Origin of the sequence: Winogradskyella ludwigii (genome assembly GCF_013403985.1) — a bacterium.
GTDB lineage: Bacteria > Bacteroidota > Bacteroidia > Flavobacteriales > Flavobacteriaceae > Winogradskyella > Winogradskyella ludwigii.
In genome coordinates this window covers 483,824-507,925 of the sequence record NZ_JABFDF010000002.1, presented here as the reverse complement: position 1 = coordinate 507,925, position 24,102 = coordinate 483,824, and the positions used below count along the sequence as shown (strand labels likewise).

General features: G+C 31.9%; 26 protein-coding genes. 18 read left to right on the top strand and 8 right to left on the bottom strand.

The features are described 5' to 3' along the window. The gene (locus tag HM981_RS08335) at positions 1 to 951 is read left to right on the top strand and encodes a GSCFA domain-containing protein (RefSeq protein ID WP_179338312.1); all 951 of its coding nucleotides are present in this window, start codon (positions 1 to 3) and stop codon (positions 949 to 951) included. Between the two features lie 17 nt (positions 952 to 968). Here HM981_RS08335 and coaD read toward each other — a convergent pair whose 3' ends face one another. Then, positions 969 to 1,427 carry a pantetheine-phosphate adenylyltransferase gene (gene coaD, locus HM981_RS08330; RefSeq protein WP_179338311.1) on the bottom strand — a complete coding sequence of 153 codons (459 nt, stop codon included), beginning with the start codon at positions 1,425 to 1,427 and terminating at the stop codon, positions 969 to 971. A 58-nt stretch (positions 1,428 to 1,485) separates the two neighbouring features. Continuing rightward, entirely contained in the window at positions 1,486 to 2,463 is a 978-nt protein-coding gene (locus HM981_RS08325) for a D-alanine--D-alanine ligase (protein ID WP_179338310.1), read from the bottom strand. A 136-nt stretch (positions 2,464 to 2,599) separates the two neighbouring features. On the opposite strand from HM981_RS08325, the gene HM981_RS08320 reads away from it, so the two are divergent. The 4 genes from HM981_RS08320 (at position 2,600) to HM981_RS08305 (ending at position 6,057) form a co-directional block, all read left to right on the top strand. Continuing rightward, positions 2,600 to 3,148 carry a PASTA domain-containing protein gene (locus HM981_RS08320; RefSeq protein WP_179338309.1) on the top strand — a complete coding sequence of 183 codons (549 nt, stop codon included), beginning with the start codon at positions 2,600 to 2,602 and terminating at the stop codon, positions 3,146 to 3,148. 9 nt (positions 3,149 to 3,157) lie between these two features. Further along, complete coding sequence (locus tag HM981_RS08315; protein ID WP_179338308.1) at positions 3,158 to 4,192, top strand: RluA family pseudouridine synthase; 1,035 nt, start codon at positions 3,158 to 3,160, stop codon at positions 4,190 to 4,192. 355 nt (positions 4,193 to 4,547) lie between these two features. Beyond that, on the top strand, positions 4,548 to 5,306 hold the full coding sequence (gene yaaA, locus HM981_RS08310) for a peroxide stress protein YaaA (protein WP_179338307.1): 759 nt from the start codon (positions 4,548 to 4,550) through the stop codon (positions 5,304 to 5,306). A 31-nt stretch (positions 5,307 to 5,337) separates the two neighbouring features. Beyond that, on the top strand, positions 5,338 to 6,057 hold the full coding sequence (locus tag HM981_RS08305; protein WP_179338306.1) for a hypothetical protein: 720 nt from the start codon (positions 5,338 to 5,340) through the stop codon (positions 6,055 to 6,057). Between the two features lie 19 nt (positions 6,058 to 6,076). Here the strand turns inward: HM981_RS08305 and HM981_RS08300 are convergent, their stop codons facing one another. Continuing rightward, on the bottom strand, positions 6,077 to 6,643 hold the full coding sequence (locus HM981_RS08300; protein WP_179338305.1) for a hypothetical protein: 567 nt from the start codon (positions 6,641 to 6,643) through the stop codon (positions 6,077 to 6,079). A gap of 230 nt (positions 6,644 to 6,873) precedes the next feature. On the opposite strand from HM981_RS08300, the gene HM981_RS08295 reads away from it, so the two are divergent. The 4 genes from HM981_RS08295 (at position 6,874) to HM981_RS08280 (ending at position 9,610) form a co-directional block, all read left to right on the top strand. Further along, on the top strand, positions 6,874 to 7,680 hold the full coding sequence (locus HM981_RS08295; RefSeq protein WP_179338304.1) for a tryptophan-rich sensory protein: 807 nt from the start codon (positions 6,874 to 6,876) through the stop codon (positions 7,678 to 7,680). A 106-nt stretch (positions 7,681 to 7,786) separates the two neighbouring features. Continuing rightward, positions 7,787 to 9,073, top strand: coding sequence for a DEAD/DEAH box helicase (locus HM981_RS08290; RefSeq protein ID WP_179338303.1), 1,287 nt, complete (start codon positions 7,787 to 7,789; stop codon positions 9,071 to 9,073). A gap of 3 nt (positions 9,074 to 9,076) precedes the next feature. Next, the gene (locus HM981_RS08285) at positions 9,077 to 9,289 is read left to right on the top strand and encodes a DUF6500 family protein (protein ID WP_179338302.1); all 213 of its coding nucleotides are present in this window, start codon (positions 9,077 to 9,079) and stop codon (positions 9,287 to 9,289) included. A gap of 93 nt (positions 9,290 to 9,382) precedes the next feature. Then, a complete protein-coding gene (locus HM981_RS08280; protein WP_179338301.1) occupies positions 9,383 to 9,610 on the top strand; it encodes a VF530 family protein in 228 nt (75 codons plus the stop codon). A 15-nt stretch (positions 9,611 to 9,625) separates the two neighbouring features. Here the strand turns inward: HM981_RS08280 and HM981_RS08275 are convergent, their stop codons facing one another. The 3 genes from HM981_RS08275 to trpA are packed head-to-tail and all read right to left on the bottom strand — an operon-like array spanning position 9,626 to position 11,055. Then, positions 9,626 to 10,078 carry a tRNA (cytidine(34)-2'-O)-methyltransferase gene (locus HM981_RS08275; RefSeq protein ID WP_179338300.1) on the bottom strand — a complete coding sequence of 151 codons (453 nt, stop codon included), beginning with the start codon at positions 10,076 to 10,078 and terminating at the stop codon, positions 9,626 to 9,628. Beyond that, a complete protein-coding gene (locus HM981_RS08270) occupies positions 10,068 to 10,292 on the bottom strand; it encodes a hypothetical protein (protein WP_179338299.1) in 225 nt (74 codons plus the stop codon). The genes HM981_RS08275 and HM981_RS08270 overlap by 11 nt, the downstream gene beginning before the upstream one ends. 1 nt (position 10,293) lies before the next feature. After that, complete coding sequence (gene trpA / locus HM981_RS08265) at positions 10,294 to 11,055, bottom strand: tryptophan synthase subunit alpha (RefSeq protein WP_179338298.1); 762 nt, start codon at positions 11,053 to 11,055, stop codon at positions 10,294 to 10,296. A gap of 333 nt (positions 11,056 to 11,388) precedes the next feature. Here trpA and HM981_RS08260 point away from each other — a divergent pair, with 333 nt between their 5' ends. The 5 genes from HM981_RS08260 to HM981_RS08240 all read left to right on the top strand — a co-directional run bounded on the left by HM981_RS08260 (position 11,389) and on the right by HM981_RS08240 (position 19,278). Then, the gene (locus HM981_RS08260) at positions 11,389 to 14,412 is read left to right on the top strand and encodes a tetratricopeptide repeat protein (RefSeq protein ID WP_179338297.1); all 3,024 of its coding nucleotides are present in this window, start codon (positions 11,389 to 11,391) and stop codon (positions 14,410 to 14,412) included. Positions 14,413 to 14,474: 62 nt separating this feature from the next. After that, positions 14,475 to 15,020 (top strand): T9SS type B sorting domain-containing protein, encoded by a 546-nt coding sequence (locus tag HM981_RS08255; RefSeq protein ID WP_179338296.1) that lies wholly within the window; start codon positions 14,475 to 14,477, stop codon positions 15,018 to 15,020. A gap of 35 nt (positions 15,021 to 15,055) precedes the next feature. Beyond that, positions 15,056 to 16,780, top strand: coding sequence for a TonB-dependent receptor (locus tag HM981_RS08250; RefSeq protein ID WP_179338295.1), 1,725 nt, complete (start codon positions 15,056 to 15,058; stop codon positions 16,778 to 16,780). Between the two features lie 191 nt (positions 16,781 to 16,971). Beyond that, the gene (locus HM981_RS08245; RefSeq protein ID WP_179338294.1) at positions 16,972 to 18,591 is read left to right on the top strand and encodes an amidohydrolase; all 1,620 of its coding nucleotides are present in this window, start codon (positions 16,972 to 16,974) and stop codon (positions 18,589 to 18,591) included. A gap of 9 nt (positions 18,592 to 18,600) precedes the next feature. Next, a complete protein-coding gene (locus HM981_RS08240; RefSeq protein WP_179338293.1) occupies positions 18,601 to 19,278 on the top strand; it encodes a hypothetical protein in 678 nt (225 codons plus the stop codon). On the opposite strand, the gene HM981_RS08235 is transcribed toward HM981_RS08240, so the two are convergent. Then, on the bottom strand, positions 19,275 to 19,973 hold the full coding sequence (locus HM981_RS08235) for a class I SAM-dependent methyltransferase (RefSeq protein ID WP_179338292.1): 699 nt from the start codon (positions 19,971 to 19,973) through the stop codon (positions 19,275 to 19,277). The genes HM981_RS08240 and HM981_RS08235 overlap by 4 nt on opposite strands. A 71-nt stretch (positions 19,974 to 20,044) precedes the next feature. On the opposite strand from HM981_RS08235, the gene HM981_RS08230 reads away from it, so the two are divergent. The 4 genes from HM981_RS08230 (at position 20,045) to HM981_RS08215 (ending at position 22,813) form a co-directional block, all read left to right on the top strand. Then, the gene (locus HM981_RS08230; protein ID WP_179338291.1) at positions 20,045 to 20,539 is read left to right on the top strand and encodes a YkgJ family cysteine cluster protein; all 495 of its coding nucleotides are present in this window, start codon (positions 20,045 to 20,047) and stop codon (positions 20,537 to 20,539) included. Between the two features lie 51 nt (positions 20,540 to 20,590). Further along, complete coding sequence (locus HM981_RS08225; protein WP_179338290.1) at positions 20,591 to 21,490, top strand: hypothetical protein; 900 nt, start codon at positions 20,591 to 20,593, stop codon at positions 21,488 to 21,490. A gap of 194 nt (positions 21,491 to 21,684) precedes the next feature. Then, positions 21,685 to 21,918: a sterol desaturase family protein gene (locus HM981_RS17580; RefSeq protein WP_394351703.1), complete on the top strand. Its 234-nt coding sequence runs from the start codon at positions 21,685 to 21,687 to the stop codon at positions 21,916 to 21,918. A gap of 28 nt (positions 21,919 to 21,946) precedes the next feature. Then, positions 21,947 to 22,813, top strand: coding sequence for a glycerophosphodiester phosphodiesterase family protein (locus HM981_RS08215; protein ID WP_179338289.1), 867 nt, complete (start codon positions 21,947 to 21,949; stop codon positions 22,811 to 22,813). 10 nt (positions 22,814 to 22,823) lie between these two features. Here the strand turns inward: HM981_RS08215 and HM981_RS08210 are convergent, their stop codons facing one another. Then, positions 22,824 to 24,101 carry an exo-beta-N-acetylmuramidase NamZ family protein gene (locus HM981_RS08210; RefSeq protein WP_179338288.1) on the bottom strand — a complete coding sequence of 426 codons (1,278 nt, stop codon included), beginning with the start codon at positions 24,099 to 24,101 and terminating at the stop codon, positions 22,824 to 22,826. Position 24,102: the final 1 nt, after the last annotated feature.

The following is a 24,102-nucleotide window of genomic DNA, read 5'->3' as shown; positions in this document are numbered from 1 at the left end:
ATGAAACTACAAACACAAATACCATTAGTCAAGCAACAGCACAATCAAATAGATTACAACTCTAAATTGTTGTTGCTTGGTTCTTGTTTTTCAGAGAATATTGGAAGTAAGTTTATGTATCATAAATTTCAATCTACAATTAATCCGTTCGGGATTTTATTTCATCCTTTAGCGATAGAACATCTAATTACGCGTTCTATAAATAAAGATTATTATTCTGAAGAAGATTTATACTATCATAACGAACAATGGTTTTGTTTAGATGCACACTCAAAATTAAACAAGACTTCTAAAGTTGAATTACTAAGTGTTTTAAATTCTCAAATTGATGAGACTCACAATAATTTAGTTAATACAAAACATGTTATAATAACTTTAGGAACAAGTTGGGTTTATAGGCATATTGAATCGGATAAGGTTGTTGCTAATTGCCATAAATTACCTCAAAAACAGTTTCTAAAAGAATTACTTTCTGTAGATCAAATTACAGAATCTCTTGAAGCTATTGTCAGCTTAGTAAAAAGTATCAATCCTGAAGTTTCGTTTCTATTTACTGTGTCACCTGTAAGACATATTAAAGACGGCTTTGTAGAAAATACACAAAGTAAATCGCATTTGTTAGCTGCAATTCATCAAGTAGTAGAACCGAGACATCAATTGTATTACTTTCCGTCGTATGAAATTATGATGGATGAATTAAGGGATTATCGTTTCTATAATGTAGATATGCTTCATCCTAGTGAGGTAGCTATCGATTATATTTGGGACAAGTTTAAAATTGTTTGGTTAACGGAAGAAGCTATAAAAACAGCTGAAACTGTAGAAATCATTCAAAAAGGATTACAACACAGACCTTTTAATGCTGCATCAGAAGCGCATCAGAAATTTTTAGAAAATTTAGAATCTAAAATTAAAGTGCTCCAACAACACTATCCTGAAATTTTATTTTAAAGAAATAAGACTTAATATTACTTATTCACCCTTACGCTTTCAGGAACTAAAACCGTATAGTCGCCATTATTTCTAAGTACATCACGTACTATTGAAGACGAAATAAAAGACGTTTTAGCAGCCGTTAACAAAAATACCGTTTCAATTTTAGATAACCTTCGATTGGTATGTGCTATGGCCTTTTCAAATTCAAAATCGGCAGGATTTCGTAAACCTCTCAATATAAATTCGGCATCAATTTTTTCGCAAAAATCAATAGTTAATCCTGTGTAGGTCACTACTTTTACTTTAGGTTCGCCTTTAAAAGCGTCTTCAATAAATGTTTTTCGTTCTTCTAAAGAGAACATGTATTTTTTATCTGCGTTTATACCAATGGCAACCACTACTTCATCAAAGAGTTTAATACCGCGTTTTATAATATCGTAGTGACCGTTAGTTATAGGATCAAAAGATCCTGGGAATATTGCTCTTTTCATGGATGCAGTTTTGCAGTTCCCATAAAGATGGGAAGCTTATTAATTTCAAATATAAGTATTAAATTGTCATGGCATCTTCAATAGCATTGCCAAACAAATCCTTCAAACTTATTCCGGCTTCATCAGCCTGTTTTGGTAAAATGCTGTTTTTAGTTAAGCCAGGTACTGTGTTAACTTCAAGTAGGTAAGGTTCATCATTTTTAAAGATAAATTCACTTCGCGAAAAACCTTTCATCTTTAAAATTTCATAAACCCTTTTGGCTTCAATTCTAACTTTGGTTGCATAATCTTCAGAAATGCGAGCAGGTGTAATTTCTTGCGACTTCCCTAAATATTTAGCTTCGTAATCAAAGAAATCATTTTCAGATACAATTTCGGTTATTGGTAAAACTACGGTTTCACCTTTATAATTAATAACACCAACGGAGACTTCAACACCATCTAAAAATTGTTCAATTATAATTTCGTTATCTTCTTTAAAAGAGTTTTCAATAGCTTCTTTTAATTCTTCTTTTTTATAGACTTTAGATATTCCAAAACTACTTCCTGCTTTATTAGCTTTTACAAAACAAGGTAAGCCTACTTTTGCAACGATGGCATTCTCATCAATTATATCTCCTTGATTAAGCGGATAACTCTCAGCGGTTTTAATACCATAGGGTTTAAGTGTAGAAAGTAAATCGCGTTTATTATAAGTTAATGCAGATTGATACATAGAACAACTCGTTTGCGGCATATCTAACAATTCAAAATAGGCTTGCATGTAACCATCTTCACCAGGAGAACCGTGAATAGCATTAAAAACACAATCAAAATTAATTTTAGTTTCATTTACTAAAACAGAAAAGTCATTTTTATCAATAGGAAATTCTTCGTCCATATCATTAACAAAAACCCATTTGTCTTTAAAAATATGCACACGATAAGCATTGTAAATGTCTTTGTCTAAGGTGTTGTAAACCACGTTACCACTTAAAAGAGAGATTTTGTATTCGCTAGAATAACCTCCCATAATGATTGCTATATTTTTCTTCATTGTATAGTTTGAAAATGTCGTAAAACAAAAGTATCAATTATTTCAATAAACTAAATTACGATATCATACGTATTTTAAATATTCAACGTTATTTTAATGTTAGAATTCCTTAGTTTTGTCAACAATTATTTCGCTCATGAGTTTTGTTAAGTTTCTTACCAGTAAAGTGTTTTTTAAACAATTGGCATTAGCCGTTGTAGCCATTGTGGTGTTGTGTTTTATTGTCCTTAAGTGGTTAAATATGACTACCAATCATGGAGAATTTGTAATTGTACCAGATCTTAAGGGTAAATCTTTAGAGACTGTTGGTATAGAGTTAAAGGATCATGATTTGGCAATGGAGATTCAAGACTCTGCTAATTACAACCCTAAATATCCTAAGTATTCTGTTATAGAGCAAAACCCTATAGCAGGAGCGCAGGTTAAAGAAAACAGAAAAATATATTTAATATTAAACCCTTCAGGTTACCGAAAAGTAGAAGTGCCAAATATTTTAAAACGCACCTTTAGACAAGCCAAGCCACAATTGCAAGCCTTAGAGTTTGAAATTGGTGATATCACCTACAAAGATGCTATTGGTGAGGGTGTTATATCTATGTCTTATAAAGGCAAGACATTAAAACCAGGCACATTATTACCCTTAACATCTAAGATAGACTTAGTATTAGGGAATGGTAAACTATAATTTAAGATAATGCCAAATATTCCTGATATTTCAGAAGAAGAAAACGAACTTTATGAGCACCATGCTTTTAGAGTAGTTAGTGGACAACAACCACTGCGTATCGATAAATATTTAATGAATTTTATTGAAAACGCAACGCGTAATAAAATTCAAGCTGCAGCAAAAGATGGAAGCATTTTTGTGAATGATGTACCTGTAAAATCGAATTACAAAGTAAAACCTAACGATTACATTACAGTTAAGTTTGAGCATCCTCCACACGAAAATCTATTAGTAGCCGAAGATATTCCTATTGATGTGGTTTACGAAGACGATGATTTACTTGTAGTGAATAAACCAGCAGGAATGGTGGTGCATCCAGGACATGGAAATTATTCTGGTACATTAATTAATGCGCTTATTTTTCATATTGAAAATTTACCAAATAACTCTAGTGATAGACCAGGTTTGGTACACCGAATAGATAAAGACACAAGTGGATTGTTAGTGGTTGCTAAAACCGAACAAGCTATGGCACATTTGTCAAGTCAGTTTGCTAAGAAAACGAGTGAACGCGAATATGTTGCCATCGTTTGGGGAAATTTGGAAGACGATGAAGGTACCATTGAAGGGAATATTGGACGTCATCCTAAAAATAGATTACAAAACACGGTTTATATAGACGATTTCGAAGAAAAAGGAAAACCAGCAGTAACACATTATAAAGTTATAGAACGATTAGGTTATGTAACTTTGGTAACTTGTAAGCTTGAAACGGGACGTACACACCAAATCCGTGTACACATGAAGCATATTGGTCACACGCTTTTTAATGATGCACGTTATGGAGGAGAGCGTATCTTAAAAGGAACAACGTTTACTAAGTACAAACAATTTGTAGATAATTGTTTTAAGATTTTACCTAGACAAGCGTTACATGCCAAAACATTAGGTTTTGTGCATCCTACAACAGGAGAATTTATGCAATTTCAATCTGAAGTGCCAGAAGATATGCAGCTATGTATAGAGAAGTGGAGGCATTATGCAAAACACATAGAGCAATAATATCAGAGAAACATTAATATCTGAAAAAGCAGGTATCTTTTAGTTTAAAAATCAATAACCAATATGTAAGCGCTGTTTTATATGTTGGTTTTTTTGATTTCATTTCTTAACGTACTTTCTTATTGCTTTTTAATTACAGCTTACTAAAAGTAAAAAAAAACATGTTATTAGTTATATCAATTGTTTTTAGATATTAAATAGTTATTTCTTATAGTGACATTAATTTTAGTGTTCATTATTATTAGAAACTCTTTTAGATACATTGTATTTTTACAGTAGAAAAAGAAAAATAGTATAACCTTAAACAGATATTCGCTTACAAGTGTATTTGTTATAGAAATAAATTAAGCATAGCATGAAATTAGTATTATCACCAGCAAAATCTTTAGATTACGATACCGAGTTACCAACTTCTAGAATTACAGAAGGTGTTTTTTTAGACGAAGCACAACGTTTAAATAAGCTATTAAAAAAGAAATCGGCAAAGAATTTATCGACGCTCATGCATATATCAGATAATTTAAGTCAGTTAAATTACGAGCGTAACCAAGAGTGGGAATTACCATTTACTGAAGACAATGCAAGGCAAGCCATTTATGCGTTTAGTGGAGATGTGTACAGAGGGTTAGATGCTTATTCTATTGATACTGATAAGCTAGACAAAGTTCAAGATACTGTTCGTATTCTTTCAGGATTATATGGAGTCTTAAAACCATTAGATTTAATACAGCCTTATCGATTAGAAATGGGAACAAAAATGCCAGTTGGTAAAAACAAAAATCTTTACGAGTTTTGGCAAAAGAAAGTGACTAAAGCTTTAAATGATGAAATGGAAGAGGACGAAATTTTCCTCAACTTAGCAAGTCAAGAATATTTTAAAGCTATAGATACTAAGGTCTTAAAAGTGCCTGTAATTAATATCGCTTTTAAAGAATTTAAAAACGACAAGTATAAAATCGTAGCCATTTTCGCCAAATTAGCGAGAGGGTTAATGGCAAGATATATTATTGATACTAATGCAAAAACCTTAGACGATATTAAAGCATTCAATTATGAAAACTATGGGTTTAGTGATGAGTTGTCTTCAGAAACCGAATTGGTTTTTACAAGATAAAATAGATCTATAAATTGCTTAAATTTGAGTTATGTATTACTTACTTATAATTGTCCAAGTGTATTGTTTGTATCATGCTTATAAAAATAGCAAACCTTATTATTGGTATTTCCTTATTTTCTTTGTTCCGGCTATTGGGCCTTTAATTTACATCGTAACTCAGATGTTTAATAAAAATGATGCCGAAAAAATTCAAGAGGAAATAACCTTAGTCCTTAATCCAACGAAACGGATAAAAGATTTAGAAAAGAAGCTTCAATTTATAGATACATATACTAATAGAATAGAATTAGCCGATGCCTATTTCCAGAATAAGGATTTTACTAATGCAATCTTAAATTACAATATTACTTTAGAAGATGCTGTTCAAGATGATTTATACGCACGACAAAATTTGATATTGTGTTATTTTCAGATGAAAGATTATACAGCAGTTATTGAACAAGTAGAATTTATAAAAGCGAAGTCAGAATTTAAGGGATCTAAACAACAATTTTGTTACGGTTTAGCTTTAAGTGAATTGGGTAAAACAGCAGAGGCAGAAGTGCAATTGAAAGCTATAGATAGACCCTATTCCAATTATGCTGAACGTTTAGAATTGGCAAAATTTTATCTAGACAATAACAGAACAGTAGAAGGAAAAGCTTTGTTAGATGAAATTTCTATAGAGTCTCAGCGTTTAACAAAACCTAATAAAAAACTGTATAGAACAACTATTGTCGAGGTTCAGCATCTATTGGCTACGCTTTAATTCTTATTATAAGTCATTTTTAATCCTCACTTCCCCAAGGTGCATCAGGAGTTTCAATAGTTTTAGTTAAATCAAAGTGAACCGCAAACAAACGGTCTGTACCTAAACGACGTAGATTATAAGTCAGGCTTGTTTCATCTATAGTAAACCACCAAATGTTGGTAGAGGCTGCAGGTAATATTTCTGAAGTATGTGCATCTGCAGGAAACATTTGTAAATTAGCTAAACCTTGATTAGAGCTTGTGCCACCATATTGTGTGATTTTATATTCAGTGCCGTCTTCGTGTCTGTGATCGTGTTTCAGGCTGATTATGTTCTCGTCATTCATACTTAAAACCCAAGTACGCGATTTATCATTACCAACAAAGAATGGAATTCTAATAATGTTAGTATCACAAGAGCGTACGTGAATTACTAATTTTTCACCTGTAAATCCATCTCCTTCTTTTCCGCCTTCTATAATTTCGCCTTCATAAGCATTACCACAATGCGCTTCTAATTGCTGCCAAAATTTCTCCGAGCTTGTCTGTTCTTGTGCTAAAATGTGAAATGGTAATATGAGTAAAAAACAGAGTAGTGTTTTCATTTTTGATCATTTTTTTATTCTAGGAACTATTGGATTTATAGTTTATCTGACAGCTAATATACGTAATTATAGCAGTTAGAATATCAGGTTAATAACTTAAGATGATGTTTTTAAAGTTTCGAAATTACGTTATCCTAAGAAGTAGAGTATCTTTTTTATTTAAGTTAAAGACTTACTTAAATTAGTTAACGGTATAGGTTCTATTTATTACTTTAGATAAAAATTAAATCATGAAGAAAACACTCCAAATAGGAAACGGAATTGCTTTTATAGCAACTGTATTTATTAATTATTTGTCTAATACAGGAGCTTTAAATAATACAACTATTGGCGAAGTCTCTAATAGTTACAGATCCTTATTTACACCTGCAGGTTATACGTTTGCTATTTGGGGAATCATTTATTTGTTGCTTTTAAGCTTTGTTGTTTTCCAGAGTAGAAGTTTGTTTATTAAAGTTAAAAATGATGATTTTGTATTAAAAACAGGTTGGTGGTTTATGCTGTCATGTTTATTTAATTCACTTTGGGTGTTTGCCTGGATTTATGAGTATACAGGAGTGTCTTGTCTATTTATCTTTTTACTATTGGGATCATTATTCAAAATTGTGATTAATAACCGTATGGAATTAGATGATAAACCATTTCCTGTTATTGCATTTGTTTGGTGGCCTTTTGTAATCTATTCAGGTTGGGTTACTGTGGCGAGTATTGCAAATGTGTCTACTTATTTAGTGAAAATGGGGTGGGATGGTTTTGGATTGTCTAATATAACTTGGACTATTATCTTAATCCTAGTAGCCGTGGTAATTAATGTAGTAATTACATGGCAACGTAATATGAGAGAATTTGCTCTTGTTGGTGCTTGGGCATTAATAGGTATAGGTAATGCTAATCAGTTAACTAACGAAACAATAATGTATATAGCTTTTCTAAGTGCTGCTGTTTTAATAATTAGTAGTTCTATTCATAGTTTTAAAAATCGAAAAACTAATCCATTAATTAAGTTTAAACAATGGCTGGATACGGAGTATTTATAATATAGTAAGCGTTTTTTTAGAGTCAGGCATAAATTAAATGTAACTTCGCGCCAAATTAAAGGAGTGACCTAAAATAAAAATAGAGTTTGCTTCATAAACTTTATATATGTCATTTAAATCATTAGGCTTATCTGAGCCATTACTAAAAGCAATAAGTAAAAAAGGATACGATACACCATCTCCAATTCAAGCAAAAGCAATTCCACCTGTATTAGAAGGGAAAGATGTTTTAGCATCTGCACAAACAGGGACAGGTAAAACAGCAGGATTTACCTTACCATTATTACATCTTCTTTCTGAGAATACAAATCAAAGACGCAGATCTATAAGAGCTTTAATTTTAACTCCAACACGTGAGTTAGCTGCTCAAGTTTATGCAAATGTTAAAGAATATAGTGAGTTTTTAGATATAAGAAGTACTGTTATTTTTGGAGGTGTAAACCAGAAACCGCAAGTAGCAACTTTAAAACAAGGAGTTGATGTGTTAGTAGCAACACCAGGACGATTAATAGATTTAGAAAATCAAGGTTTGTTATCGTTAAAGCATGTTGAAATATTTGTTTTAGATGAAGCAGACCGTATGTTAGATATGGGATTTTTGCGTGATATAGAACGTGTAATGAAAATTATGCCAAGCAAACGTCAAAATTTGATGTTTTCAGCAACGTTTTCTAAAGATATTAAGAAATTAGCCTATTCTATTCTTAATAATCCTATTCAAGTTGAAGCGACTCCTGAAAATACAGCTGTTGAGGTTATTGAACAAAAAGTATATCGTGTTGCTAAAGGCAAAAAAACAGACTTGATTATTAAACTGATTACGGATGGTAATTGGAAACAAGTTCTAGTTTTTAATAGAACAAAACATGGAGCTAATAAGCTTTGTAAAAAAATGATTAGTTCTGGTATTACAGCCGCAGCTATACATGGTAATAAAAGTCAAGGAGCAAGAACAAAAGCATTAGCCGGATTTAAAAATGGTTCAATTAGAGTTTTAGTGGCTACAGATATTGCAGCTAGAGGTTTAGATATTCCGTTGTTGCCGCATGTTATAAACTTTGAATTACCTAATATTTCTGAGGACTACGTTCATAGAATTGGTAGAACAGGTAGAGCAGGTGCGAGTGGAGAAGCTATTTCTTTAGTAAGTGCAGATGAAACTACATTTCTACGAGATATTGAGAAGTTGATTGATATGAAGATTGAAGTGGAGATTCTTGAAGGTTTCGAACCAGATCCTAATGCTTCAACTGAGCCAATTAAGCCAGGTCAGAATAGAAATCAAGGACGCGGTAGAGGTGCTAATAATAGAAATTCAGGAAAATCTAAAAGCTCTAGTTCAGATCGAAATAAAAGTAAAAGTCGTAATCGAAATAACGATAATAGACGTTAAGTAATGACTTCAGCTTTAAAAGATAAAATCATAGAAGTTTGCGATAAAAAGATTGCTCAGAAAGGTACTAATGTTGGCATTTCATTTTATGCATTTTTTAAAAACAAAAATGATAATCCAGAATTATTGATGGAAGCTGCGACGTGGTGGATTAAAACCCATCAGTTAGATCATTTTGAAAAAGCGGTTAAGATTAAGGAATTGGTGCAAGACTAATTAATTCTGTTGTCATTCCTGCGAAGGCAGGAATCCTCTTAAGTATAAAAATAAAACAGTTTCCTGCTTTCGCAGGAATGACAAATAAAAACGATGTCATCACAACCCAACAACCCACTTCACGGAGTAAAGCTAGAGCAGATTATTACAGAACTGCAAACGCATTATGGTTGGGAATATATGGGTTATCAAATAAACATCCGTTGTTTTACCGATAATCCTTCAGTAAAATCTAGTTTAAAGTTTTTAAGACGAACACCTTGGGCTAGAACCAAGGTAGAGGATCTGTATTTAGACTATTTAAAAAAGAATAATAAATAGCAAATTTTATACTTTTTATTCTATTTGTCTTAAACCTTCATAGACAACAATACCCACACAATTCGCTAAATTTAAACTTCGGATAGCGTCACTATACAACGGAATTTTGAATAATTGCGTTGCATGCTCTTCTAGTAATGGCTTTGGTAAACCTACAGATTCTTTTCCAAAAACTAGGAACATGTTATCTTCAAAGGTAATATCCCAATGCGATTTTGTACCATGACTGGATAAAAACACCATTTTAGCGGCTTTGTTTTTTGAAAAGAAATCTTCTATGTTATCGTAATAAATAACTTCTAGATGTTGCCAGTAATCGAGTCCTGCGCGTTTAAGCCGTTTGTCATCAATTTCAAATCCAAAAGGTTTTACAAGATGTAATGTAGATCCGGTGGCTAATGCCAAACGACCAATGTTACCTGTGTTATTTGGTATTTCGGGTTCTATAAGTACAATGTTAAGCGACATTTTTCTTTGTGATTTTTACAATAATTAGTCTTAGAAGTAAAACAAATGGAAATCCGTGGAGCACAACATCAAACCAATCTTTTATGGTCATGCCGTTTGCTCCTCCTGCTATCCATTTAATTTTACCTAGAATATGTGGTTCAGGAAAAAATGGAGCTAAACCCAATGTTAGGCATAGCAAGATTATTAATCTCCAATCGTTTAATACTTTCATATTATAATATCGATTTTACAAAGTTCTCTGTTGAATTGACACCATTCTTAGTGATATGCTTAATAAAAGCACTCCCAATAATAGCACCTTTTGCATATTGGGTGGCTTGCGTAAATGTTTCATTATCTGAAATACCAAAACCTACAATTTGTGGATTTTTTAATTTCATATCTGCAATTCGCTTAAAATAATTAGTTTGTTCTTCTCCAAAACCAGAACTACTTCCTGTAACACTAGCAGAACTTACCATATAAATAAAGCCGTTAGAAACAGAATCGATATAGCGAATGCGTTCTTCAGACGTTTGTGGAGTAATTAAAAGGACATTGATTAAACCATATTTTTCAAATGTTGATTTATATTCTGAATGATAAACATCAACAGGTAAATCAGGAATAATAAGTCCATCAATACCAACGTCTTGACATTTTTTACAAAATGCTTCAACACCATATTGCAACATAGGATTAAAATAACCCATGATAATTAATGGAATAGAAACCGTTTTTCTAATGTCTTTTAATTGCTCAAATAACAATTCGCTAGTCATTCCATTTTTTAAAGCCTCTGTAGAACTGGCTTGAATAGTTGGCCCATCTGCAAGTGGATCGCTAAAGGGTAACCCTATTTCTAACATATCTACACCACTTTTTTCTAAGCTTTCAATTATAGTAGCAGTATCGTTAGTATTTGGATACCCAGCCGTAAAATATATAGATAATAGTTTGTGGTCTTCGTTTAATTTTTGGTTTATTCTATTCAAAATATATGTTTTTGTTTACCAATTCTGTTGTTTCGGAAAATTCAGAATTTGTTGGTGTAAATGATATTAACTAAGAGAAAATCAGTTGTTTTATTTGAAAAACAAGGACTGATTTACGGTCTGTAAAAATAGAACTTAAAATGCGAATCTCCCAATGTCATTTCAAACTTCTACGACGTTCAAAGGCTATTTTTTAATGAGATAATTATGTATAAAAACCGAAAACTAATATTTAATAACTCCGTTTATAATTATAAACAAATTCCATCGTTATAGATTTAGTAATGAATTATATTTGCTACAACATAAAATCATCAATAAAACACTTATCAAATGATGTTCTTTAAAAGACAATTAATCATCGTTTTTCTTGTAATTTCTTCAATAGGAATGGCGCAAAAATCCGCGATATATACTAACGATTTGCAAGATTATCAAAAGGCATTAACGTTATATAATAATAATCAGTTTAAAGCAGCACAATCTTTATTTGACGATGTAAAGTTAAATACTGAAGATGCAACTGTAGAATCTGATTGCGCTTATTATATAGCCAATTGCGCTGTACGATTAAATCAAAATAATGCCGATAATTTGATCACAGAATTTGTTGAGGACTATCCAACAAGTACTAAGAAAAATACCGCTTTTTTAGATGTTGCAGATTATTATTTTAACAATGGAAAGTATGCCTATGCACGCAAGTGGTACGACAAAGTTGATGAGCGCAATATGGCACAAGCCGAAAAAGAACGTTTTAATTTTAATTATGGATATGCCTTGTATTCGACTAAAGACGAAAAGAAAGCGACTAAGTATTTTAATCGTGTAGTAAATTCTAAAGAATACGGATCGCAAGCGAAGTACTACATTGGTTTTATGGCGTATCAAGGCGATGACTACGATAAAGCAAATGAGTATTTTGATCAAGTTAGTGATAACGAAAAGTACAAAGAGAAGTTATCTTATTATCAGGCCGATTTAAATTTTAAGTTAGGAAAGTTTGAAAAAGCCATAGAATTGGCTGAAGCGCAATTGCCTAAAAGTAATGCCGCTGAAAAATCTGAATTATCTAAAATTATAGGTGAAAGTTATTTTAATCTGGAGCAGTATGCCAAAGCTATTCCGTATTTAAAAGACTATAAAGGCAAAGACAGAAAGTGGAATAATACAGATTATTACCAATTAGGATATGCGTATTACAAACAAAATGATTTTGAAAGTGCGATTTCAGAATTCAATAAAATTATAGGTGGAGATAATCCAGTAGCTCAGAATGCCTATTACCATTTGGGTGAGAGTTATATTAATTTAGAGAAAAAACAAGAAGCATTAAATGCGTTTAGAAATGCATCGCAAATGGATTTTGATTTAAAAATTCAAGAAGATGCGTGGTTAAATTATGCTAAGATTAGTTATGAAATTGGTAACCCATATCAATCCGTTCCACAAGTTTTAACAGGGTACTTGAGCCAGTATCCAAATACAAGTTATAAAGATGAAATTGAAACGTTACTAATCGATTCATACATCACATCTAAAAATTATAAAGAAGCATTAGTGCTTTTAAAAGGTAAAAACAGTTTTGAGCATAAAGCGGCTTATCAAAAAGTAGCCTTTTTTAGAGCTGTAGAATTATACAATGAGAATAAGTATAACGAGGCTTTGTCGCTCTTTAAAGGATCATTAAAAGAACCTAGAGATCCAATTTTTGTTGCTAAAGCCACATTTTGGAAAGCCGAAACGGAATATAATTTAACCAATTATAACGATGCATTAATTGGATTTAAGCAGTTTGATGGTTTTAGTGAATCTTCAAGTTTATCAGAAAATGACCACCTAAATTACAATTTAGCATACACGTATTTTAAGTTGAAAGATTATACGAATGCTTCAAACTATTTTGAGAAATTTATTAAGAATAAGTCGAATGACAAATTGCATCAAAATGATGCGTATTTAAGATTAGCAGATGGTTATTTTGTGTCTAGTAAATATAACGATGCTATTGATGCTTATAAAAAAGCGATTCAGATTAATGAAATCGAATCGGATTATGCAGCGTTTCAAATCGCAATGAGTGAAGGATATTTAAGCAAAGGCTCTTCTAAAATTTCAGCTTTAAAATCTTTTATAAATACGTATCCAAAATCAGCTTTACGAGACGATGCCATGTATGAGTTGGCCAATTCTTATGTAAAATCTAACGATACAGAGAAAGCCATGCAAATGTATGATCGCTTAAATTCTGAATACAAAACAAGTGCCTTTACTTCAAAAGCCTTATTGCGTCAAGGTTTAGTCTATTATAATGGAAATGATAACAATCGTGCATTAACGAAGTTTAAAAAAGTAGCGACTGATTTCCCAGGTTCTGGAGAAGCAGTTCAAGCAGTTTCTACAGTACGTTTAATTTATATCGATTTAGGTCAAGTAGACGAGTATGCAACTTGGGTTAGAACTTTAGATTATGTTGAGATTTCTGATGTAGAATTAGATAACACTACATACTTAGCTGCAGAAAAACCCTATTTAGATAACGATACAGATAAAGCCATTCGTCAGTTTAATAAATATTTGACGCAATTTCCTAAAGGTCTTAGCAGTTTAAAAGCCCATTTCTATTTGGCGCAATTGTATTACAAAAAAGATTTGTATGATAATGCACAACCACATTACAGAGCCGTTGTAGATGACTTAAAATCGGAATATACAGAACAAGCGGTTGTTAAGCTTTGTGAGATTTATTTAAGCAAATCAGATTGGGAAAACGCAGTCCCTGTTTTAAAACGATTGGAAACAGAAGCAGATTACCCTCAGAATGTCATCTACGCACAGTCTAACTTAATGAATGCGTATTACCAAACTGAAGATTACGTTAAAGCAGAGCGTTATGCAGAAAAAGTATTAGAAAACTTAAAATTAGATAACAAGGTTAAGAGTGATGCTAAATTAACGATTGCACGTTCTGCGATTAAAACAGGTAATGAAGCAAAAGCAAAAACAGCTTATGCAGAAGTTGAAAAGATTGCTACAGGAAGTGTTGCTGCAGAAGCCTTATTCTACAATGGTTATTTTAAAAATAAAGAAGGTCAGTACGAAGCTTCGAATACAACTATTCAAAGATTAGCTAAGGATTATGGTAGCTATAAATTGTTTAGTGCAAAAGGATTGGTGGTAATGGCGAAGAATTTTTATGCTTTAGGAGATGCATTTCAAGCGACCTACATATTAGAAAGTGTAATTAGCAACTTCCCAGATTTTACAGAGGTTGTTACTGAAGCACAAGAAGAATTAAACAAAATAAAAGCTGAAGAAGCAAAGACGAATTCTTCAGTTGAAACAGACGACAACTAACAAGTCCCTATGTGGTCACAGAGCTTACTCGAAGTGAAAAATCATCAACCTAATTTAAAGTAATGAAAAAAATAAATAGTCTCATATTTTATATTCCAATAATTGTATTAACAATTCTAGTCATTTCATGTGGAGATGATGACAATAATCAAGGCGAAGAAGATGTGTTTTCGGGTTGCTGTTCTGGATTAACTGCATTTGGAGAAGATGTAGACAATTTAGATCAATCTCAAGGTGACATAATAGCTGATAATATTTTTACGCCAAATGGTGACGGAAACAATGATTATTTTCCAATAGAAAATATAGAATTATATAATAATCATGAAGTTACTATTTATTCTATTGATGATGAGGTTGTGTTTCAAAGTACTGATTATGGTTCAGGTTTTAATAATTTGTTTCCTGTTCAAACTCAAGGTCAGTTTGGAGTAGATGGATTAGCAGATGGAACTTATAAATACAAAATTGTTGTAGAGAATGAGCAAACATTTAAAAAATCAGGTTTCTTTTGTTTATTCACTAATAATCCATCTATTGAACAAAATTTTGCGGAATGTAATCCCTTACAACCAGGGGAATTCGATCAAATATTAACTGGTTTATAGAGTTAGATAGTTTCAATCAAATCAAAATAATACACATGAAAATTAAATATATAATCTTAGTAATTTTCGCTTTAAGTTTAACTTTTAGTAATGCTCAAGAAAAAGATACCATAGCAGACCAAACGGTTAACGTTATAAAACCATATACACCAACAATTTCAGATGCCTTTAAGATTAAAGATAATCCAAAATTGAACGATTCAAATGCCGTTAAGAAAAAGGAAATAAAATACAATATTTTCTCAATCCCTGTGGCATCTACGTTTACACCAGCTAAAGGAAAAGCAGCAACCGTTGATAAAGCCAAAGCGATAAAATTATACGATAATTACGCATCGTTAGGTGTAGGAACTTACACCACTATTTTAGGTGAAGTTTATTTAAACCATGAATTAAGTAGAAACGAAAATGTTGGTGGATATTTCAGTCACCATTCGTCTCAAGGTGGTATTGATGATGTGCTATTGGATGATGATTTTTCAAAAACTAAGTTAAATGCCTATTATAAAAAAAGTGATAGAGATTTTACTTGGCAAGTAGATGGAGGCTTTAATTTATTAACTTATAATTGGTATGGAGTGCCTCAAGATTATTATGCAGAAGATGTCATTAATGATATAGATGCAGGCCAAACGTATAACGACTTTTATGTTGGTGGTAAAATAGATTTTGAAGATGCTATTGTTAAAGATGCAAGTCTTCGTTTTAGACGTTTTGGAGATATTCAAGATTCTGCAGAAAACAGATTAGTCGCTAAGACTAGTTTTGATGTGCCTGTGCAAGATGAAACTATAAATGCAGAATTTTCTATAGATTACATCAGTGGTTCTTTTGATAGGAATTTTAATAATACAAGTGATATTAATTATGGGAATATCACCTTTGGTTTTGCACCATCATACCAAATGTCTCAAGACGATTTAACCTTAGACTTAGGTGTGAAATTAGTCTATCTGAAGGATACTGAATTCAGCGATAGTAAATTTTATATTTATCCTAATATTGAAGCTTCTTACCGTTTAGTAGACGAATTGTTAATTGCTTATGGAGGACTAAAAGGAGGCTTAATTCAGAATTCTTATTATGATTTTGCTAACGAAAATCCATTTGTATCACCATCTTTATTTATCACGCCAACCAATCAGCAATACAAAACATTTTTAGGGATAAAAGGAAAGCTGACTAACACTATTGGTTACAATTTAAAAGCTAATTATTATGCAGAACAAGGTAAAGCAATGTATAAATCAAACACAGCTTCAAATGCACCATTAACAGAATATCAATATGGTAATTCATTTAATGTTGTATATGATGATGTTTCAACAATTTCAATAGCTGGAGAATTAAATGTAGATTTCAATAGAAATTTTACTTTAGGTATAAAAGGAGAATATTTTAGTTACAGTACAGATAATCAAGCTGAGGCTTGGAATATGCCAGATCTTACAGCATCTCTGTTTATAGATTATCAAATTTCTGAACAATGGTTTGCAGGCTCAAGTTTGTTCTTCGTAGGAGAGCGTAAGGATCAGAGAATTTTTGTAGATGAACTTAATTCACTTAATAATGCGGTTTCTACAGTCTCTCTAGAGAGTTATTTTGATATTAATGCACACGTTGGTTATAAAATAAACGATCAGTTATCTGTTTTTGGTAAAGCAAACAACATTGCTAGTCAAAATTATGAACGCTGGATGGATTATCCTGTACAGGGTATTCAAGTTCTTGCAGGAGCAACGTATCAGTTTGATTTTTAAAAAGAATTATAAGGTCATCTTATTGTTATAAATGAAAAGCGTTCCAATTTGGAGCGCTTTTCTTATTTTTACAATGTTCGTCACTTCTAGTAATATCAGTTTTATAAATTCGAATTGACATATTTTTATAGTCAAAACGATAAGAAGGATAGCTAAGATTCACGGATACATAAAAACATAATAGAATCGCCATGAGAAAAAAACTATTCACAATCCTAGCACTAATTACCATTTTTGCTTGTCAAGAAAACAAACAACAAGCTGATTTAATTGTTACAAATGCAAACATATATACGGTTGATGATGCTTTTAGTAAAGCGGAATCATTTGCTGTAAAAGATGGAAAAATAATAGCTGTTGGTACGACCTCTGAAATTGATAATAAATACAAAGCTATAGATACCATTAATGCCGAAGGCAAAACTATTGTTCCCGGATTTATTGATGCTCATTGCCACTTTTTAGGATTAGGTTTTAATCAACAAGCAGTAGATTTAGTTGGGACAAAAAGTTTTGAGGATGTTGTAAAACGTGTTCTAGATTTTCAGAATGAAAGAAATAATAAATTTATTTTAGGAAGAGGTTGGGATCAAAATGATTGGGAAGAAAAAGAATTTCCAAATAAGAAGCTTTTAGATAACTTATATCCAAATACACCAATTGCTTTAACACGTATCGATGGTCATGCTATATTAGCAAATCAAGCCGCTTTAGATTTAGGAAATGTAACCGTAAATAGTAAAATTGAAGGTGGAGAAGTCGTTGTAGAGAATGGTGAACTCACAGGGGTTTTAGTTGATAATGCAGAAATGTTAGTAATGCAACATTGGCCACAACCCACAAGAAACGATGTGACTAATGCTTTATTAGAAGCACAAAAAATATGTTTTGATTTGGGCTTAACTACTGTTGATGATGCCGGATTAAATAAAGAAGCTATTGAACTTATTGATAGTCTTCAGAAATCCGGAGATTTAAAAATGCGTATTTATGCTATGGTGTCCGCGTCTGAGGATAATTTGGATTACTTTTTAGATAAAGGGATTACTAAAACAGATTATCTAAATGTACGCTCATTCAAGTTTTATGCAGATGGTGCCTTAGGATCTCGAGGTGCTATGTTACGAGAATCGTATTCTGATAAACCTGGTCATTTGGGTTTAATGGTTACAGATTTAGAAACTTTAAAAGCATCAGCAGAACGTATTGCCAATTCTGAATTTCAAATGAATACACATGCTATTGGAGATTCTGCAAATCATGCCGTTTTACAAACCTATAATAAAGTCTTATCAGGAAAAGAAGATAGACGTTGGAGAGTAGAGCATGCTCAAATTGTTTCACCTGAAGATTTTGAGCTGTATAAAAATGTAATGCCATCTATACAACCAACACATGCCACAAGCGATATGTATTGGGCAGAAGATAGAGTAGGAGAAGAGCGTATAAAAGGCGCTTATGCATACAAACAACTATTAGAAGCCTACGGAAAAGTCGCTTTAGGAACCGATTTTCCTGTAGAGCGTGTAAGTCCGTTTTTAACCTTTTATGCTGCAGTTGCAAGACAAGATTTAGAAGGATTTCCAGAAGGTGGTTTTCAAATGGAAAATGTTTTAACTAGAGAAGAAACCTTAAAAGGGATGACTATTTGGGCGGCCTATTCTAATTTTGAAGAAGATGAAAAAGGAAGTATTGAAGTTGGAAAGTTGGCAGATTTTATTATCTTAGATCAAGATATTATGACAGTTGCTGCTAAAAAGATTCCTAATATTAAGGTGTTGAAAACTGTTGTAGGTGGAGAGGATCAATAATTTTTAGTAATGATAAAGAAATCTATTTTTATTTTATGTTGTTTTATATGGTGTTCAAATATTGCATTTGCGCAATACGGTTGGACAGAAGCTGTCGTGTATTTAAAAAATGACAAAACGTTAATAGGTTTGGCAACTATTCCTATGATGTCTGATGCTATCAATTTAAAAAAAGAACAACTTAAATTTAGAACTGATAAAAAATCTAAGAAATCTAAATATAAGCCTGAAGAAATTGATAGTATTGTTTTTACAATTACATATAAAGAGCGCGTAAACAAGGAGCGTATTAAAAAAACTAGAGTAGAAACTTTTATTCCTATTTATTTAAATAAGAAACAAACCAAAATGGGTTTTGCAGAATTAATGATAGATGGGCCTTTAAAATTAGTTGGCAGAACAGTAGCAGTGCAATCAGGTGGATCTTGGACGCCTGCAACAGGTGCGCCTAATAGTGTTCCTGTTTACAATCCTGGTTATATGGGAAGTCATAATCAAGTTTTAATTTTAAAAGAAGGCGAAACTCCAAAGATGTTCAATCAGGTGAGTTTAACTAAATCGTTTAGAAAAAGAGCTATGGAATATTTTAGCGACTGTCCTCTGCTTCAAAATAAAATTGATACTAAAGCGTATAAGAAGGAAGATTTACAAGAAATTGTAAAGTTTTATAATTCTAGTTGTCTTTAATAGAGGTTTGCCAAATAATCAAAATGCTCTCCATCCATAACTTTATCACACTTCAAACCAACTGTTAAACACGCTGTTTTCAAGGTTTCAAAATCGAGATATAACCATTTCATAGGGACTTCTTTTTCTCCTTTATAAGACAAGAAATAATCTAATTCACCAGGATAACCTTGGTTAAGATCTAGCCACATGCCACCATCTTCATCTTCATACATATATGATATATCAGAAGAGTCAATTAAAATTTGACCATCAGGATTTAAAAGTGATTTTAAATGCTTCAAATAGGTAGAAACTTCAGATAACTCTTGAAAAATTCCTGTACCATTCATCAATAGCAAAATGGTGTCAAACGTTTCGGTTTCCTCTAAAAGTGGTTTTAATTCCGCATTAAGAATACCACGTTTTTTTGCGACTTCAATCGCACCTTTAGAGTTGTCAATAGCTTTAACTTTTAGGTCTTTATCTTGTAACCATAATGCATGAATTCCTGAACCACAACCAACATCCAAAACATGTCCTTTTGCTAATTTTAAAGCTTTTTGTTCCAATTTAGGCATTTCAGAATATGCTCTAAATAAATAGGGAAGTGGTAAGGCATCTTCATCTGAAATACTAGTTGAAGTAATAAGATCTTCTGTGTAATTTTCGTTTTGGTAGTCTAATAATGCTTTTCCGAAGAGATCTTTATTCATAGTTGGTCGTCAGTTTGCGTGATTTCAATTTTTATCGAAATTGTATCGAGAACTTTAATTAAATTTGTTTTATGCAAGATCAATTAAATAACCTTCCAAAGCTCGCCAAAGATAAGCATAAGGAGAATAAAACCTTTTTTACGAAGCTAAAAAAGAAACCACCAAAGCAGTTAGATTATCTAATGCAAGAATTGCATGAAGAAGAATTTGAACGTACAGATTGTTTAGACTGTGCTAATTGTTGTAAAACAACAGGCCCTTTGTTTACGCCAAAGGATATACAACGTATTGCTAAATTTTTCAAAATGAAAGAGCAGCAGTTTATTGAAACGTATTTGCATTTAGATGACGAGAACGATTATGTGTTGCAATCGGTTCCGTGTACATTTTTAGGAGCAGATAATTATTGTTCTATTTATGATGTTCGCCCAAAAGCTTGCAGTGAATTTCCACATACAGACCGTAAAAAGTTTCAGCAAATCTCTAATTTAACGTTAAAGAATGTTGCTATTTGTCCTGCAGCGTATAATATTGTTGAAGAAATGAAAAAGAGAATTCAGAAGTAAAAGAACAACCTTCGGAATAATTTTTGATACAAATAGGCTTAAAACCATCTTATGAAAAATATTATTATAATTATACTTTTTGTCTTCGGTTCAATTACTGTTTCTAATGCACAAGCATGGATGACAAGTTTAGATGTTGCTCAAGATTTAGCGGCAGTACAGAATAAGATGGTTTTAATGGTCTGGGAAGACACTACAAACTATGAATATCCTGTTTTAGTAAATGACACTAATGGTAGGACTCTTTTAATCGAAAATTTGTTTGAAGACGAAGCTATTAGTCCATTAATTTGGAAACATTTTGTGCCTGTCATTGTAAACGAGGATCAGTATGCCGATTTGTTTTTAAAGATTAAGGGGAAACGAAAACAAAGTTATATAGATAAGTTTAACGATGATTCTATTAAAATTATGGATATCAATGGTAATATTTTAAATAGTTCAACACATTTTGTAAACTATCAAAATATCACTACAATAATTCAAAATTATGGATTAACTACAGAGTTTGTTTCTAATGAATTACAAGGTTATAAAATTAATAAGGATTTTTATTCTACTTATTTTTTAGCTTCTAAATATCTAGATTTTTCTATGTATGTAAAAAAAGACGTAAGAGCAGAAGTTATTAATTTATCTCAGATTTATTTAGAAGAAGCAGAAGAACTTATTTCATTAAATCCAAGTGAAGATCAACTAAAACTATCGCAACGTGCAGTGCTTTTAAAGATTCAGGCCAATTTAATTACCTCAAGTGCTAGAAAAGTATTACGACAATTAAATAGAATGGATGCAGAAAATGTGGAGGAAAATAACTTATCATTTGTAGCTTTCTTATATTACACAGCGTATAGTATTTTAGGTGATGATACTAATGCAGAACAATGGAAGTCTCAAATTTCTTCAGTAAATTTGAAGAAAGCACAATTGCTTATCAACCTTAATTCGTAAAATTATTGGAAAGTATTATCACATATTTCGAAACCATTACTTCGTCTCTTCGAAGTCTTATTTTGGTTGGAAGTTTTACTTTTTTGGTTGTTAAAAGGTGGTTTGCCATTATTTAATTTTAAATATAATAAATGGAAACATGTTATTCCTAATTTGTTTTTTTACACACAGCAAATGTCATTATCTCACTAGACATGCAAAAAAATCATCACCATTATAGATTGCCATATACAGATTCAAACTTTGGAAATATTTTTAGTATTTGGGATCGTATGCTTGGCACCTATTGGTATATGGATCGTGAAAAGTTGATTTATGCTGTTGATGTTTTTCCAGATGAGGTTAAAAACAGTAATATAAAAGAGCTACTTAAACAACCATTTCAAAATTATGATCAACAAACGATTTCTGCAGATAAAGAAAACTAATGCAATTATCGCTTTAATACTACTTTGTATGAGTTGCAGTTCAAATAAACAAATTGATATTCAAGGTCACAGAGGATGCAGAGGTTTGTTGCCAGAGAATTCGTTGCCAGCATTCGAAAAAGCGATTGATATTGGCGTAAATACATTAGAGTTAGATATCGTAATTTCAAAAGACCATAAGGTTGTGGTTTCGCATGAACCTTATATGAATCCTGTAATTTGTTACAATCCAAAAGGTCTAAGCATTCCATATTCATTAGAGCCGCATTATAATTTGTTTAAAATGAATTATGATGAAATTAAACAATTTGATTGTGGCACAAAATTTCACCCAACTTATCCGCAACAAGAAAAACTAAATACTTACAAGCCTTTATTATCTGAAGTTTTTGATATGGCGAAAACGAAGAATTCAGACGTTAAATTTAATATAGAAATCAAATCTGAATCCGATTATTATGGCATTTTTACGCCACAGCCAAAAGCCTATGTAAAATTAGTTTTAGACGAGATTATTAAGAATGATATGCTTACGCGTGTGAACCTTCAATCTTTTGATGTTAAAATCCTTGAAGAAATAAAAAAGCAATCTCCAAAAATGGAAGTCGCTTTACTCATTGACGATAATGAAGCGATTGAAAAGAAACTTAAGTCGTTGTCTTTTAAACCAGAAATTATAAGTCCATATTTTATATTATTAACAGCAGAATCTGTGAATAGTTATCAAGGTAAAGGTTTTCAGGTTATTCCTTGGACTGTAAACGAAGAAGAAGATCTGAAACAAATGATAGCTTGGAATGTCGATGGTATTATTACAGACTACCCAGATGTGCTAATAAAAATTCTTAAGAGTCAGAATAGGATTAATGCGTTAAATACTATAACTAAAGAGTAGTCTAGATAACTTATTTATAAAGTAAATACTTGTTTCTTACTTTTTTATAAGCCTCTAAGTCGTTTTTCCAAGTCGCTTTAATTTCAGCTTCACTCAAACCCGCTTCAATTTGTTTTTGCAATGTTGCAGTTCCTGCATGCGTGGTAAAATTAGCCGTATTAAATACTTTAGTTTTATCAGTGGCATGATTGTATGCATCCATAATATACTTCAACGTAAAATGACGTTCTGCTTGTACTTTAGATAAATCGACGCCATAACAAACTTCATTTTCATGTTTTGGATGTTTAGACCCAAAATTAGGAACAGGAGTATACTTAAAAGTATAATGATTCTTATCTAAAAATGGAGCTCCATAACGCTGAAACTGAAATTCTGTTCCTCTACCAGCATTGATGTTGGTGCCTTCAAACAAGCCTAAACTAGGATATAGCTCAATAGATTGATCGTTTGGTAAATTTGGAGATGGTCTAAGGGCTAAGCTATAAGTTCTATTATGATTATAATGTTCCATTTCAACAATAGTAATATCACAAGCGATTCCATTAGTTAACCACGCTTCACCATTAATCATTTTTGCATACTCGCCAATGGTCATACCATGAACCAAAGGAATAGGATGCATACCTAAAAAACTACTGTGCTTTTTTTCTAAAATAGGACCATCAATATAATTTCCATTTGGATTTGGACGATCTAAAATTAAAAGCTTAATGTTTTGTTCTGCACAAGCTTCCATAATATAATGTAATGTAGAAATGTAAGTGTAAAATCGAACACCAACATCCTGAATATCAAAAATCATGATATCTACATCTTCAAGCTGTGCTTTAGTTGGTTTTTTATGTTTACCATGCAGTGAGTAAATGGCTAAACCCGTTTTAGTGTCTTTACCATCTTTTACCAATTCACCAGCGTCTGCAGTACCTCTAAACCCATGTTCAGGAGAAAATACTTTCTTTATGTCAATATTCAGGCTTAATAATGAATCTACGATATGCGTATAGTTTTCAGCTTTAAAAACTACACTCGTCTGATTAGCAACCACAGCCACACGTTTTCCTTTTAATAAGGGTAAATAGGATGGAGTTCTATTGGCTCCAACAATAATTGGTTTCTCTACTTTGTTCTTTACGTTGTAAACAGTAGAAGTACTGTTGTCTGCTAAGTCCTTAAACTTGGAGCTTCCATCATCTTGCTTCACTCTATTGCCGCATGAAAATGTTACAACACAAATCCCAATTATTATAGAGAATAAAACTGTATTTTTGACAACCTTTAAAAGCATA

Coding starts and splice junctions, on each gene's coding strand:
- HM981_RS08335 (WP_179338312.1), top strand. CDS start 1: ATGAAACTACAAACACAAATACCATTAGTCAAGCAACAGCACAATCAA.
- coaD (WP_179338311.1), bottom strand. CDS start 1,427: ATGAAAAGAGCAATATTCCCAGGATCTTTTGATCCTATAACTAACGGT.
- HM981_RS08325 (WP_179338310.1), bottom strand. CDS start 2,463: ATGAAGAAAAATATAGCAATCATTATGGGAGGTTATTCTAGCGAATAC.
- HM981_RS08320 (WP_179338309.1), top strand. CDS start 2,600: ATGAGTTTTGTTAAGTTTCTTACCAGTAAAGTGTTTTTTAAACAATTG.
- HM981_RS08315 (WP_179338308.1), top strand. CDS start 3,158: ATGCCAAATATTCCTGATATTTCAGAAGAAGAAAACGAACTTTATGAG.
- yaaA (WP_179338307.1), top strand. CDS start 4,548: ATGAAATTAGTATTATCACCAGCAAAATCTTTAGATTACGATACCGAG.
- HM981_RS08305 (WP_179338306.1), top strand. CDS start 5,338: ATGTATTACTTACTTATAATTGTCCAAGTGTATTGTTTGTATCATGCT.
- HM981_RS08300 (WP_179338305.1), bottom strand. CDS start 6,643: ATGAAAACACTACTCTGTTTTTTACTCATATTACCATTTCACATTTTA.
- HM981_RS08295 (WP_179338304.1), top strand. CDS start 6,874: ATGAAGAAAACACTCCAAATAGGAAACGGAATTGCTTTTATAGCAACT.
- HM981_RS08290 (WP_179338303.1), top strand. CDS start 7,787: ATGTCATTTAAATCATTAGGCTTATCTGAGCCATTACTAAAAGCAATA.
- HM981_RS08285 (WP_179338302.1), top strand. CDS start 9,077: ATGACTTCAGCTTTAAAAGATAAAATCATAGAAGTTTGCGATAAAAAG.
- HM981_RS08280 (WP_179338301.1), top strand. CDS start 9,383: ATGTCATCACAACCCAACAACCCACTTCACGGAGTAAAGCTAGAGCAG.
- HM981_RS08275 (WP_179338300.1), bottom strand. CDS start 10,078: ATGTCGCTTAACATTGTACTTATAGAACCCGAAATACCAAATAACACA.
- HM981_RS08270 (WP_179338299.1), bottom strand. CDS start 10,292: ATGAAAGTATTAAACGATTGGAGATTAATAATCTTGCTATGCCTAACA.
- HM981_RS08260 (WP_179338297.1), top strand. CDS start 11,389: ATGATGTTCTTTAAAAGACAATTAATCATCGTTTTTCTTGTAATTTCT.
- HM981_RS08255 (WP_179338296.1), top strand. CDS start 14,475: ATGAAAAAAATAAATAGTCTCATATTTTATATTCCAATAATTGTATTA.
- HM981_RS08250 (WP_179338295.1), top strand. CDS start 15,056: ATGAAAATTAAATATATAATCTTAGTAATTTTCGCTTTAAGTTTAACT.
- HM981_RS08245 (WP_179338294.1), top strand. CDS start 16,972: ATGAGAAAAAAACTATTCACAATCCTAGCACTAATTACCATTTTTGCT.
- HM981_RS08240 (WP_179338293.1), top strand. CDS start 18,601: ATGATAAAGAAATCTATTTTTATTTTATGTTGTTTTATATGGTGTTCA.
- HM981_RS08235 (WP_179338292.1), bottom strand. CDS start 19,973: ATGAATAAAGATCTCTTCGGAAAAGCATTATTAGACTACCAAAACGAA.
- HM981_RS08230 (WP_179338291.1), top strand. CDS start 20,045: ATGCAAGATCAATTAAATAACCTTCCAAAGCTCGCCAAAGATAAGCAT.
- HM981_RS08225 (WP_179338290.1), top strand. CDS start 20,591: ATGAAAAATATTATTATAATTATACTTTTTGTCTTCGGTTCAATTACT.
- HM981_RS17580 (WP_394351703.1), top strand. CDS start 21,685: ATGCAAAAAAATCATCACCATTATAGATTGCCATATACAGATTCAAAC.
- HM981_RS08215 (WP_179338289.1), top strand. CDS start 21,947: ATGAGTTGCAGTTCAAATAAACAAATTGATATTCAAGGTCACAGAGGA.
- HM981_RS08210 (WP_179338288.1), bottom strand. CDS start 24,101: ATGCTTTTAAAGGTTGTCAAAAATACAGTTTTATTCTCTATAATAATT.